Below are 14,039 nucleotides of genomic sequence, written 5' to 3'. Positions count from 1 at the left end.
GCAAGTGGGATACGGATAATGATACAAAGGAGAATATTCCGACAGTCGCGAAGTTAGGCGCGGCGTATGCCGTTCTTGACGGGGATATGACTCTTGCGGTTGATATAAGCAAAATATCCGATGAAGACGGCAATCAGATTAATGCCGGCGCGGAATATAAGCTGTCCGGGAATCTCGCCGCGCGCGTAGGTGTGGATGACGGTAACTTTGCCGCAGGTTTCGGGATAGGCATGGGAGCTCTTTCTTTAAATTACGCGCTTAGATTTGAAGATGTGGAAAACAATGCCAACAGGCAGTATATATCGCTTGATTACGCTTTCGCTTCTTCGGGGAGTTCTGCTCCGCGCGCCGGCGAGAAAGCCCGCGCCCGCGAAGCAGAAAAATCGGCCGACCGGCTGAAAGCGCAGGAAAAGGCTGAGAAAAAAGCGAATCAAGAGCGCATGCAGGCTGAGAAAAAAGCGGAGAAGGAGCGTTTGAAAGACGAGGAAAAGGCCGCGCAGACCAAGGCAAAAATGAAAGAGCATTATAATAAAGCGACTGAATTGTACGCGGCGGGAAAATATAAAAAAGCGATAAAGGAATGGGAAAAAGTTCTTGAGATCGATCCCAAACATCAGCAGTCAAAAACCAGCATAGCGAAAGCCCGTCAGAAACTGGAGGAATAAAAAGCGCCGGCGGGCAGACTTATCCCCAATTCTTCAATGAGTTGCTAAACCGTCTATTTTTCAGTTTAACACTATTTTGCTATAATTGCGCCTATGAAAAAAGCTGTTAAATACATTGTTGAGGTGCCGGGCTCGTCGGGCAATTTCGGATGCGGTTATGATGTTCTTGCCGCGGCGCTCAATATACGCAACCGTTTTGAATTCACGCTTCAGAGCGGCTCTTCAGGCCTTGATATCAGGACATCCGGCTTCGGCGCCGGAACTCTGCCGGCTGATTCATCCAACATCATTTTCAAGAGTGCTCTGTCGGCCTGGAAGCAAAAAAAGTTCGATTATAGGAAGCTGGGCGCTATTTCCATAAAAGCCGTCAACAAAATCCCTCTTATGAAGGGCATGGGGTCTTCCGCGACGGCGCGCGTGGCCGGCGTGCTTTTCGCAAATGAGGCCGCGGGCCTCGGGATGGATGAGAACGAGATGCTCGGCCTCATCGCGAAAGACGAGGGCCATTATGATAACGCCGCCGCCTCTCTGCTGGGGGGTGTGGTGATCTGCGATCCCGACAAGGGCCTCGCGTTGACGATAGGCCGCAGCATTAAAAATCCGCTCTGCATTGTCGTGCCGGATATTGATGTCAGTACCGCGAAGGCGAGAAAAATGCTGCCGGCAAAGTACGCGCTCAGGGATGCCGTTTTTAACCTTTCGCGCGCGGCGGCGCTCGTGGACGGGATTTACCGGGGGCGTATAGAGCCTTTTATGTTTGAAGACAAAATCCACACGCCTCACAGAAAAAAACTGATAAAAGGGTTTGACAGCGTCGAAAAAGCGGCTCTTGGAAGCGGAGCGAAGGGCGTTTTTATATCGGGCTCGGGTTCCGCCGTCGGCGCGCTGGCCGAAAATCTGCCCGCCGCCAAAAAACTTGCCTGCGCTATGAAAAGGGCTTTCTCCTTGCACGGAGTAAAGAGCGAGGCGTTCATCACGGGCATAAGTGCGCGGGGCGCTGTTATAAGGAAACAAAAATGAAAAAAAAGGAAGTGATAGTTTTGAAATTCGGCGGCTCCTCGGTCGCGAATCCCGAAAAGATAAAATATGTCGCCGCAAGGGTGAAGTCTTTCGCCGATATGGGCTATAAACCGGTGGTTATCGTGTCAGCCCCCGGGGACACGACCGACGATCTGATAAAAGAGGCCGCGGGCATATCGTCCAATCCCCATGTGCGGGAAATGGATATGTTACTTGCCACGGGCGAGCAGAAGACAATAGCTCTCCTGGCGATGGCACTTTGGGACATGGGCCAGAAAGTCGTTTCTTTCACCGGCCATCAGCTGGAGATAATCACCGACGGCAATTTCAGCAACGCCAGGATAAAATCCGTTTCGTCCGCGAAGCTCGTTGAGGCGCTCAAAAAAGGCTTTGTGGCGGTCGTGGCGGGTTTTCAGGGGATCAGCCTTAAGGGCGAGATAACAACGCTCGGCCGCGGCGGCAGCGATCTGACAGCCATAGCCATAGCCTCTGTTTTGAACGCCAGGTGTAAGATCTTCACCGATGTGGAGGGGATCTTCACCGCCAATCCGAAAGTTTACGCCAAGGCGAAAAAAATTGATATAATAAGCTACGACGAAATGCTTGAAATGGCCTCCGCCGGCGCGGGCGTCATGCAGGCGCGCGCCGTGGAGCTTGCGAAAAACAGAAATGTGTCTTTTGAGGTCGCCTGCACTTTCAGCAGAAAGAAGGGCACCATTATATGCGGGGAGGATAAATTGCTGGAGAAACTGGTTGTGAGGAGTGTGACGGAGGATAAGGATCAGGCGAAGATCAATGTGTCGGGAGTGCCGGACAGGCCGGGCATAGCGGCGGACATATTTGAGGCGCTCAGCGATAAGAACATCTGCGTGGATATGATAATCCAGTCGTCCGCGAAGAGTTCACCGGAATCAGGAACGCCCGTTAACGATATTTCATTCACCGTGAAGAGGAGCGAGCTCAACAGGGCCCGTAAAATCCTTGAAGCCGTCAGAAAGAAGATGCAGATCAGGGATATCCTGGTTAAAGAAAATATCGCCAAGGTGTCAATCGTCGGAAGCGGCATGAAGACTCACAGCGGCGTGGCGTCAAGGCTTTTCAGGGTGCTGGCGAAAAACAAAATAAACATAGAGATGATCTCCACTTCGGAGATAAAGATATCCTGCGTTATAGACGAGAAAAACACGGCTAAGGCGGTGAAAGTGATAGCTAAGGAATTCAAGTTATGACAAAAGTGATTCTTTTTGACACCACTCTGAGGGACGGCACCCAGGCGGAGGGCATATCCCTCGGCATAGAAGACAAGATAAACATAGCGAAGGCTCTGAAAAAGCTCGGCATCCATTACATCGAGGGCGGCTGGCCCGGATCAAATCCGAAAGACGCGGGTTTTTTCAAGAGTATGCAGAAAATAGCGCTCTCGCCCTCAAAACTGGTTGCGTTCGGTTCCACCCGCAGAAAAAATATCCCTGCCTCGTCGGACAAGAATCTCATACAGCTGGTGAAGGCTAAGCCCGATGCTTTCTGCATATTCGGCAAGACCTCTCTCCTGCATGTGAAAGAGGCTTTGGGGACGACGCCGGATGAAAATATCAACATGATAAAAGATTCGGTCAAATATCTGAAAAAAACGGGGAAAGAGGTGATCTATGACGCCGAACATTTTTTCGACGGCTACAAAGAAAACAGAGAGTATGCCCTTTCAACGCTTGGGGCGGCTGACGCGGCCGGCGCCGACTGGCTCTGCCTCTGCGACACGAACGGCGGCAGCATGCCCTGTGAGATAACGGATATAATGAAAGCTGTCCGCACGCGCTTTCCGAAAAGTAAATTTGGTATTCACGCGCACAATGACTGTGACCTCGCGGTGGCGAATTCTCTCATGGCTGTTGAGGCGGGAGCCGAAATGGTGCAGGGCACGATCAACGGATGGGGGGAAAGGTGCGGCAACGCGAATCTGGCATCTGTCATGGCCAATCTTGTCCTTAAAAAAGGCGCAGGGGTGAAAAATATCACAGCAAAAGAAATAAGGAAGCTGACAAAGGTGTCGCGTTACATAGACGAGGTCGCCAACCTCATACCGAAGAAAGAGCAGCCCTTCGTCGGCCGGAGCGCTTTCGCCCATAAGGGGGGCGTCCACGTGTCGGCGGTTATGAAAAACGCCGCTACTTACGAGCATCTGAGGCCTGAGTCCGTCGGCAACGAGAGGCGCATACTGATATCAGATCTTTCCGGCCAGGCCAATCTCAAAGCCCAAGGGAAACAGCTCGATATAAATCTTGAAGATAAGGAAAACCTCAACGCCGTGCTGAAAGAGATAAAACTTCGTGAGGCGGCCGGCTATCAGTATGAGGCGGCCAGCGCTTCGCTCAAGCTCCTTGTGCAAAAGATAGAGGGCAGGGCGCCTTCGTTTTTTGACGTGAAGAGCTGCAGAGTCATTCTTGAATACGGCCTCGACAGGAAAAAATGCGAGGCTTCGGTGAAACTCATGGTGAAGGGAAAAACCGTTTATGAGGCCGCCGAGGGCGATGGCCCGGTCAACGCGCTGGACAACTGCCTCCGTAAGGCGCTGCTACCTTTTTTCCCTCGTGTGAAGGATATTTCGCTGACGGATTTTAAGGTCAGGGTGCTCAATCCGGCTGAAGCGACAGCCGCCGCCGTGCGGGTTTTTATAGAATCCACCGACGGCGTTGACAGATGGACGACAACGGGCGTTTCCGAGGATGTCGTAGAGGCGTCATGGCAGGCGCTCGTCGAGAGCATTGTTTACAAGCTGCTCAAAAGGTAGGGGAGGCATAAAGTGAGAATAGGCGATACGCAGATCAGCCCCCGGCAGGGCGCCGTCATACTTCTGGGAATAGCTTTTTCCTTTTTAGCCGTGATCATTCATTTGAAGAACAGCGGAATACCCGTCCCGGAAGATGTGAAAATAAAAGCGGTCCTCGCGCCTCCCAAAATAGAAATAGCCAAAAGTTTTTCTCTTGACGAGCTTTTGAAGAAAACCGTTTCATCCCCCTCCGGAGGCGGAGGTGAAGAGGTGATATCAATAGGTTCTGTTTCGTCCGGGCCCGCCGAGGTGAAGAAAGCCGCCCCCGCAGGTAAGATCAATCTGAACACCGCCAGTGAGGTTGAGCTGATGGAGCTTCCCGATATGACACGGCGTGCCGCGAAAAGCATTATTGAGTACAGGGGCAAGATGGGCGAGATATGGGAACTCAGTGAGATCAAAGGTCTTCCCGGTATTGACGAGGCGCTTATAAACAGGATCCGCCGCAAAGCCGTTCTTGAATAAAAAACACGGTTTTACCGCCGGGACTATATCTTATCGGAGGATAAAAAATGAGAAGCGATAAAGCGAGAAAAGGTTTTGAAAGAACACCCAACAGGGCTCTTTTATACGGAACGGGACTTTCAAGATCGGAAATGAAAAAGCCGGCCATCGGCATAGCGTCGAGTTTTTCGGATCTCGTCCCCGGCCACACCGGTATGAGGGATCTGGAAAGGCATATTGAAAAAGGCATCTACGCCGGCGGCGGCGCTTCGTTTATATTCGGCGTGGGGGCTATCTGCGACGGTATCGCCATGGGGCACATGGGAATGTATTATTCTCTTCCCTCCAGAGAGCTCATAGCCGACATGATAGAATCCGTCACGCAGGCCCATCAGCTCGACGGGCTGGTGCTGCTGACGAATTGTGACAAAATAAATCCCGGCATGCTGATGGCCGCCGCCAGATTGAATATTCCCGCCATTGTTGTGACGGCCGGCCCCATGATGAGCGGAAATTATAAGGGGAAGAGGCTCTCTCTTGTCAGGGACACGTTTGAGGCGGTGGGGCTCTATCAGGCGGGAAAGATAAAACTCTGCCAGCTGGAGGGCCTTGAGATGGAGGCCTGCCCCGGGCAGGGCGCCTGTCAGGGGATGTACACGGCCAACACCACCTCCTGCATGATAGAGGCCATGGGAATGAGCCTGCCGGGATGCGCCACGGCCATGGCGGGAATGGCGAAGAAAAAAAGGATAGCGTACGATTCCGGCGAGCGTATCGTTGAACTTGTCCGCAAAAATATCAGAGCGCGCGACATAATGAATGAAAAAGCTTTTCACAATGCCGTTGTGACGGATCTTGCCCTCGGTGGTTCCACCAACACGGTTCTTCATCTTCCGGCCATCGCCCATGAGGCGGGCGTTAAGGCGGGGATAGAGCTTTTTGACCGGCTCGGAAAAAAGACGCCGCACATAACCAACATAAGGCCCGGCGGAGAATATTTCATGGAAGACCTTGAGTTCGCCGGAGGCATACCCGCCGTCATGAAAAGGCTGCTGCCTCTCCTCAAAGACAACATCAGCGTGTCGGGGATTAAAATAAAAGATATTGCCCGGTCGGCGGAGATCATAGACGAGGATGTCATAAGGCCCCTTAACAAAGCATATCACAGGGAAGGCGGTATAGCTATTCTCAGGGGGAACATCGCGCCCGACGGAGCCGTCGTCAAGCAGAGCGCTGTGGACAAAGCCATGATGAAATTCACCGGCCGTGCGAGGATCTTTGAATCCGAAGAGGACGCCATGGCCGCGATCCTCGGAAGGAAACTGAAAAAAGGCGATGTCGTCGTTATAAGATACGAAGGCCCGAAGGGCGGCCCCGGAATGCGCGAGATGCTCTCGCCGACGGCGGCGATAACGGGCATGGGTTTGAGCTCTTCGGTGGCGCTCATCACCGACGGAAGGTTCTCCGGCGGGACGCGCGGCCCGTGCATAGGCCACATTTCGCCCGAAGCCGCGGAAGGCGGTCCGATAGCGGCCCTTAAAAACGGCGACCGTATCACAATAGACATAAAAAATAGAAAGATCGATGTCGCCTTGAGCGATAAGGAAATAAAAGAGCGGCTGAAAACGGTGAAGATAAAAAAGAAAAAAGTGACGGGGTGGCTGGCAAGGTACAGCCGTATGGTCACATCCGCATCCACCGGCGCCGTTCTGAAATAGCTTTCTCCAGGCATCCGCTGCGGTATATTCCCGAAAAGATGCTTTAGAGCGATATAGGAAAATTTAGGAGAAAAAATCGTGCGGAAATTGCGCTTGTCTGACCCGCCATAGGCGGGGAGTTGCGCAATTTTAGATTTTTTATCCGTTAGAAATTTTCCGTCTAGCGAAAAAGCGCTTTTCGGGGATATTCCGGGGACATTTGATATTATCCTACTTTACGAGGCAGTTTTATAATTGCTATAATCACATTTTACGGAATTGAGGATTAGCGGGTTGAGAGGGAGGATATTATGAAACTGAGCGGATCGGAAATTATACTGAAATGTCTGGAGCGTGAAGGCGTGGATACTGTCTTCGGCATACCGGGCGGCAGTGTGATACCTCTTTTTGACGCCATATACGACAATAAGAAAATCAAACTTTTCCTCACCCGCCACGAGCAGGGCGCGGCTCACATGGCCGACGGCTACGCGCGGGCTTCCGGGAAAACCGGTGTCTGTATCGCCACCTCGGGACCCGGAGCGACAAATCTGGTGACAGGTCTGGCCACGGCTCTCCTGGACTCCATACCTATGGTCGCCGTCACCGGACAGGTCGCCTCCCATCTTGTGGGCAACGACGCTTTTCAGGAGGCCGACACGACAGGCATCACGAGGCCCGTGACCAAGCAGAATTATCTGGTGACGGATGTCAGAGATATATCAAAGATATTCGCGCAGGCTTTTTATCTGGCGCGCAGCGGCCGTCCTGGCCCCGTGCTGATAGATGTGCCCAGCGACATACAGAAAGCCGAATGCGAATATGACGCGAAACCGGACGCGTCCATAAGGGGTTATAAGCCCAGCATGGAAGGAAACCCCAGGCAGATCAAAACGGCCCTGGAAGCGCTTCTGGCATCAAAGAAACTTCTCATCTACGCCGGCGGCGGTATAATAAGTTCCGGCGCTTCGAAGGAGCTGGCGGCTTTTGTCAGGAAACTCAATGCTCCCGTGACATTGACCCTCATGGGCATCGGCGGGTTTCCGGGAACGGATGAATTATTTATAGGTATGCCCGGTATGCACGGCACACAGGCGGCTAATTTCGCTTTTCAGAACTGCGATATGATATTCGCTGTGGGGGCGAGATTTGATGACAGGGTCACGGGCAAGGTTTCGGCTTTTGCCCCTCATGCGAAAATCGTTCATGTGGATATTGACCCGACGTCAATTTCCAAGAATGTTACGGCTGATATTCCGGTGGTGGGTGACTGTAAATCCGTGCTCAAACAGATGTTAGTTCTGCTGAGTGCTAAGAAAAAAATGCCGGACTATGCTCCCTGGCTGAAACAGGTGACGGATGTCGCTAAGAAAAAACCCCTCTGTTATAAGGACGACGAGATATTAAGGCCGCAGTATGTCATAGACAGGTTCTATCAGATCACAAAAGGTCAGGCGATGGTGGTCACGGAAGTCGGACAGCATCAGATGTGGGCGGAGCAGTTTTATAAGTTTGATAAGCCCCGCCGCTTTATCACCTCGGGCGGCCTCGGAACAATGGGCTACGGCCTGCCCGGAGCCATAGGCGCCAAACGCGCCTGTCCGGAGATGGAAGTCATAGACATTGCCGGCGACGGCTCCACCCAGATGAACATACAGGAACTTGCCACGGCCAAAGTTTACGGCATCAAGGTTATTGTCGCGATACTCAACAATTCTTATTTGGGAATGGTCAGGCAGTGGCAGGAACTGTTCTATAAGAAGCGTTATTCGGGCGTTCTTCTGGGTTCACAGTCGTCAAAAGATAAAAAATATTGGCCCGATTTCAAGCTTGTGGGCGAAGCCTACGGCCTCAAGGGGATGAGAATCGAGCGCAAAAAAGATGTTGACGCGGCGATAAAAGAAGCGCTCGCCTTCAAGGAAACGGTCGTCATGGATTTCCAGGTGGCGAAAGAAGAGAACGTGTTCCCCATTGTGCCCGGCGGCGCGGCGATAGACCAGATCATAGATATGTCGTGAAAAATGCCGGAATTAAAAAAGGAATAAGCGGAGGATAAAATGAAACACACGATAGCGGCGATGGTTGAAAACAAACCCGGGGTGCTGGCGAAGATATCGGGACTTTTTTCGGCGAGAGCTTTCAACATAATGTCTCTGACGGTGGGCGAGACGGAAGTGCATGATGTGTCCAGGATGACGATCGTCGTCAAGGGTGATGACAAGATACTGGAACAGGTGGTGAAGCAGCTCAACAAGCTCCCCGATGTCATCAAGGTCATTGATTTCAAAAACGAGGAATTTATAGAAAGGGATCTCATGCTCGTGAAGGTGAACGCGCCCAAAACATCCCGCAGCGAAATAGTAGAAATAGCCACTATATTCCGCGCGAACATACTGGATATTTCCGCCGACACGATAACACTCGAGCTCACCGGGCGGGAAACAAAACTGGAAGGCGTTATCCGGCTTCTGCGGCCTTACGGCATCAAAGAGATGGTCCGTGCGGGCGTCGTGGCCATGAGCCGCGGCCGCAAATAAAACAAAAGCATTCCCTGTTTCAAGCGCTAAGCTGACTACGATCTAAGAGCATCAGACGTTACCCATAGCGGGCCGTATGAGCGAGGAGTTTCGCATATTCTCCGAGCGAATTGGCAGCGAACCACATACGTGAGCGGCCGTCCATGGATAACTCTGATGCGATTGATAGCATCTGATGTGATTGGGTTGTTTCTATGCTGATTGCCAAGAGGGCGGATAAAAATTAGAATGTGAGTTATGGTCTATGATGTCCTTATAATAGGTTCCGGTCTGGCGGGGCTTTGCGCCGCCCTGAAACAGCCGCGCGATTTGAAGGTTGCCCTTGTAACCAAGAGGAAACTCGCCGATTCCGAGACCGTTTTCGCCCAGGGCGGTATCTCCTGCGTCACATCCGATGACGATTCTTTCGATCTGCATATCAATGACACTTTGAAGACAGGCGGCGGCCTGTCAAATAAAAAAATAGCGGCTATCGTCGTGCGGGAGATGCCTGAGCGTCTCAAAGAACTGGAAGGCTACGGGGTAAAATTCAACAAAATATCGGGAAAATATGATCTTCATCTTGAAGGCGGCCATTCCCGCCGCCGCGTCGTGCATGCCGACGACCACACCGGCAAGACGGTGGAGGACGCGCTGGTCTCGCGCGTGAGGCGCGCCGGGAACATAGAAATCTTTGAAAATCACATAGCTGTCAATCTTATAATCAAAGATTCATCCTGCTGGGGCGCCTATGTTCTGGATGAGTCAGATCTGAGTATCAGGGCTTTCAAATCCCGCGCGACACTTCTGGCCGCCGGCGGCGCGGGGAAGAGTTATCTCTACACCTCAAATCCCGATGTCTCAACCGGCGACGGCGTCGCCATGGCATACAGGGCCGGCTGCCGCATATTGAACATGGAATTCGTGCAGTTCCATCCCACATGCCTCTACCATCCGGAAGCGAAAAGTTTTCTCATATCGGAGGCAGTGCGCGGCGAAGGCGGAAGGCTTTTCACCAGGCAGGGGAAAAGATTCATGAAGGACTATCATCCGAAGATGGAATTGGCCCCGCGCGACATCGTGGCGCGGGCGATAGATGGCGTTCTGAAAAAAAGCGGAGAGGAATTTGTTTATCTGGACATATCTTATAAGGGCGCGGCTTTTGTGAGGAAGAAATTCCCCTATCTTTCATCGAGCGTAAAAAAATACGGCTTTGACATGGGGAAGGCGCCCATTCCCGTCGTGCCGGCCGCGCATTACATGTGCGGCGGCATAGCGGTGGATGAGAACGCCGCAACGGATATCAAAAATCTTTTCGCCGCGGGAGAGAACGCCTGCACGGGGCTTCACGGTGCCAACCGCCTGGCTTCCAATTCTCTCGCCGAGGCCATGGTGTTCGCGCACAGGGCGGCCTCTTCGCTTGCGGCGGTCGCAAGGATGAAAAAAAAGATCCCGAAAATAGCTCTCTGGAAAACTTACGGCGCGCGTCCCTCGGATGAGGCGGTGGTCATATCGCAGAACTGGGATGAGATACGCCGCTTTATGTGGAATTATGTGGGGATAGTCAGGAGCATGAAGCGCCTCGTCCGGGCGAGAAACAGGATAAAGAACATCCTTGAGGAGATAGAGGATTACTACTGGAATTTTCTCGTCACGCGCGACCTCATAGAGCTGCGCAACATAGCGCAGGTGGCGGATATCACCATTGAATCGGCCCTATCAAGGAAGGAATCCAGAGGCACCCATTATATGATAGATTATCCAGACGCGCCGAAGCCAGGATTCAGGAAAGACAGCGTCGTTAAAAAAATAAGAGGGAAGGTTTTTGTCTTATGAAAAAAAACCGTGACGAGATCGTCATAGTCCGCGCCCGCACCCATAATCTGAAAGGCATCAATCTGAATATCCCGAAAAACAGTTTTGTCGTCATCTGCGGCCTTTCGGGTTCGGGGAAGTCCTCGCTGGCCTTTGACACCCTCTACGCCGAGGGCCAGAGGCGTTATGTGGAATCCCTTTCCTCTTACGCGAGGCAGTTCTTAGAACAACTCCAGAAGCCGGATGTGGAGAGCATAAGCAACCTTTCCCCCGCCATAGCGATAGAGGAAAAGGGCGGCTCGGCCAATCCCCGGTCGACGGTGGCCACCACCACCGAAATACATGATTTTATGAGGGTGCTTTTCGCCCGCGCGGGAATACCTCACTGCCCGAAATGCGGCAGGGTGATAAAAGGTTCCTCCCCCGACGAGATCATCAGCGATATACTTTCCTCCCACGAGGGCAAAGAGATAGAGCTGCGCTCGAATGTCATAAGCGGCCAGAAGGGTTCTTTCGCGGAACTTTTTTTGAAGCTGAGAAAAGAGGGTTTTGCGTCCGTCCTGGTCGACGGGATTGTCCGGGATCTTGACGGCGAAATAGAACTGGATAAAAAAAAGAAGCACGATATCAGCGTGATAATAGACAGGTTCCGCGCGGGTAAAGAACGCCTGACCGATTCTCTCAATGCGGCTCTCGCTCTGTCGGGAGGCGTGTGCGAACTCCTCGTGGGAAAAATGGTGAAAGTTTACAGCGTCCATCACGCCTGTGTGTTTTGCGGTTTGAGCATCAAGGATCTCTCGCCGCGGGCTTTCTCCTTCAACAGCCCCTACGGGGCCTGTCCCGAGTGTACGGGGCTGGGTGAGGTGATGACGGTTGACGAGGATCTTGCCGTCAACGCGGATTGCAGCCTTTCCGAAGGCGCGCTCATCCCGTGGTTTTCGCCGATAACGACCCGCACTCACAGATGGGTGCATGCCGCCCACGGATATTATCAGGGAAAACTTGAGGAAGCCTGCGGGATCATGAAAATACCCATGGGCGTGAAATGGAATAAACTGAGCAAACAGCAGAGGGATTTTGTGCTTCACGGATCTGTGCCGCTCGCGAAATCCGCCTCACCCTACAAAGGTCTTGTCACATCCCTCAAAGAAAGATTCTCTTCCACGGAATCGGATTTCGTCAGGGATGAGATAGCGCGTCTCTATATGAGGAAAAAGATATGCCCTCTCTGTTCGGGTAAAAGACTCAAGGATGAGATCCTCGCCGTAAAAATAGGAGGAAAATCTATCGCGGACATCTGCGATATGCCGGTGTCCGAGGTGATAAAATTTTTCTCGTCGCTTTCTTTTTCCGGCTCGTCCGCGAAAATAGCCGCACCGCTCCTTAAAGAAATAAACTCTCGCCTCAGCTTTATTTCCGGCGTGGGTCTGGATTATCTCACGCTTTCGCGTTCAACGAGGACGCTCTCACGCGGAGAGGCCCAGAGGATAAGGCTGGCCACGCAGATAGGCTCGGGCCTGTCGGGGGTGCTTTATGTTCTGGACGAGCCCACGATAGGCCTGCATCAGAAGGATATACACGCCCTCATGGCTAATCTCATGAAACTGAAAGAGACAGGCAACAGCGTCTGCGTGGTTGAGCATGAGGAGGCCGTTATGCTCGCTGCCGACTGGATAATAGAGCTCGGCCCCGGCGCGGGAGCGCTTGGCGGCGAGGTCGTGTTTGAGGGAACGCCTTCGCAGATGCTCAAAAGCGGAAAATCCCTGACGGGAAAATACCTCAGGAATCCTCTGTCCGTTAAAAAAATAAAAAAACAGAACAAAGGTTTTATCAGGATAAAAGGAGCCTCTCAGTTCAATCTCAAAAAAATAGATGTTGATATACCCATGGGGGTTTTAACCTGCGTCACCGGGGTGTCGGGCTCGGGCAAATCCACGCTGATAGAGGATATACTGATGAATGCGCTGAGGAAAAAACTTTACGGCGGCAGGGAGGAGCCAGGCCTCCACACCGGCATAGAAGGCTTTGAGAAAATAGACAAGGCCCTTGTTATAGACCAGTCGCCCATAGGCCGGACGCCGCGCTCAAATCCAGTGACATACACAAAGGCATGGGACGAGATAAGGGCTCTTTTCGCCGCGATGCCGCTTGCCAGATCACGCGGGTACAAGTCCGGTCAGTTCAGTTTTAACGTGAAATCAGGGCGCTGCGGCGCCTGTGGAGGCGACGGTCTCATAAAAGTGGAAATGAATTTCCTGCCGGATGTTTATGTCAAATGCGATGTCTGCGAAGGCCGCCGCTACAGCGGCGAGACGCTGGAAGTGACATTCAAGGGCCAGAACATACACGATGTGCTGGAGATGAGCGTCAATCAGGCGGGGGATTTTTTCTCAGCCCACAAAAAGATCATGAGCAAACTGAAAATGCTCCAGGATGTGGGGCTGGGTTACCTCAAGCTCGGACAGAGCGCCACCACGCTTTCCGGCGGCGAAGCCCAGAGGGTGAAACTTTCGCGGGAGCTGGCCAAGTCCGCCACGGGCAGGACTCTCTACTTTCTGGACGAGCCCACGACGGGACTGCATTTCGCCGACATCGAGAAGCTTCTCGGAGTCCTGCACGGCCTCACAGCGAAGGGAAACACCGTCGTTGTCATAGAACACAACATGGATGTGATAAAAACGGCGGACTGGGTCATCGATCTCGGCCCGGGCGGCGGGGATTTCGGCGGCCGTCTTCTTTTCCAGGGCACGCCGGAGGATATTGTTTCCTGCGGACGGTCTTTTACCGGCCAATACCTCAAGAAAAAGGGAAAAAGGGAAGGGGAAAAAAGGATGTCATACAGATGAGCGGGGGATTGCTGATCGAGTTCATCCTGCTGTTTTCGTCCTTCGCGTACATAGGGGTTTTTCTGCTCCTGATACTTTCGGGCTGCGGGTTTCCGCTTCCCGAGGAGATAACGCTGATAATGGCCGGTTTCCTGACGAGCCAGGAGATAGTCCACATCGCGCCGATGTTTTTTTTCTGTTTCATGGGGGCATTTATAAGCGATATGGTT

At 52.5% G+C, this 14,039-nt stretch carries 11 protein-coding genes; all 11 read left to right on the top strand.

Features of this window, described 5'->3' with window-relative positions:
• Window positions 1-665, top strand: a 665-nt coding sequence (locus FP827_05430) for a tetratricopeptide repeat protein (protein ID MBA3052514.1), incomplete at its 5' end; no start/stop codon positions are given.
• Window positions 666-758: 93 nt separating this feature from the next.
• On the top strand, window positions 759-1,685 hold the full coding sequence (gene thrB, locus FP827_05425; GenBank protein ID MBA3052513.1) for a homoserine kinase: 927 nt from the start codon (window positions 759-761) through the stop codon (window positions 1,683-1,685).
• Window positions 1,682-2,914 carry an aspartate kinase gene (locus FP827_05420; GenBank protein MBA3052512.1) on the top strand — a complete coding sequence of 411 codons (1,233 nt, stop codon included), beginning with the start codon at window positions 1,682-1,684 and terminating at the stop codon, window positions 2,912-2,914. The genes thrB and FP827_05420 overlap by 4 nt, the downstream gene beginning before the upstream one ends.
• Window positions 2,911-4,473: a citramalate synthase gene (locus FP827_05415; protein MBA3052511.1), complete on the top strand. Its 1,563-nt coding sequence runs from the start codon at window positions 2,911-2,913 to the stop codon at window positions 4,471-4,473. The genes FP827_05420 and FP827_05415 overlap by 4 nt, the downstream gene beginning before the upstream one ends.
• Before the next feature lie 12 nt (window positions 4,474-4,485).
• A complete protein-coding gene (locus FP827_05410; protein ID MBA3052510.1) occupies window positions 4,486-4,977 on the top strand; it encodes a helix-hairpin-helix domain-containing protein in 492 nt (163 codons plus the stop codon).
• Between the two features lie 47 nt (window positions 4,978-5,024).
• Window positions 5,025-6,674, top strand: a complete 1,650-nt coding sequence (gene ilvD, locus FP827_05405; GenBank protein MBA3052509.1) for a dihydroxy-acid dehydratase — start codon at window positions 5,025-5,027, stop codon at window positions 6,672-6,674.
• A 290-nt stretch (window positions 6,675-6,964) separates the two neighbouring features.
• The gene (ilvB, locus tag FP827_05400) at window positions 6,965-8,671 is read left to right on the top strand and encodes a biosynthetic-type acetolactate synthase large subunit (protein MBA3052508.1); all 1,707 of its coding nucleotides are present in this window, start codon (window positions 6,965-6,967) and stop codon (window positions 8,669-8,671) included.
• Between the two features lie 39 nt (window positions 8,672-8,710).
• Complete coding sequence (ilvN, locus tag FP827_05395) at window positions 8,711-9,190, top strand: acetolactate synthase small subunit (protein ID MBA3052507.1); 480 nt, start codon at window positions 8,711-8,713, stop codon at window positions 9,188-9,190.
• Window positions 9,191-9,427: 237 nt separating this feature from the next.
• Complete coding sequence (nadB, locus tag FP827_05390; protein MBA3052506.1) at window positions 9,428-11,005, top strand: L-aspartate oxidase; 1,578 nt, start codon at window positions 9,428-9,430, stop codon at window positions 11,003-11,005.
• Entirely contained in the window at window positions 11,002-13,830 is a 2,829-nt protein-coding gene (gene uvrA / locus FP827_05385; protein MBA3052505.1) for an excinuclease ABC subunit UvrA, read from the top strand. The genes nadB and uvrA overlap by 4 nt, the downstream gene beginning before the upstream one ends.
• On the top strand, window positions 13,827-14,039 hold a 213-nt coding region (locus tag FP827_05380), incomplete at its 3' end, for a DedA family protein (GenBank protein ID MBA3052504.1). The genes uvrA and FP827_05380, both read left to right, overlap by 4 nt.

Source organism: Candidatus Omnitrophota bacterium (assembly GCA_013791745.1).
In the GTDB taxonomy this organism is placed as follows: domain Bacteria; phylum CG03; class CG03; order CG03; family CG03; genus CG03.
Note: the sequence above shows the minus strand (reverse complement) of the source record. Positions and strands in the feature narration are given on the sequence as shown.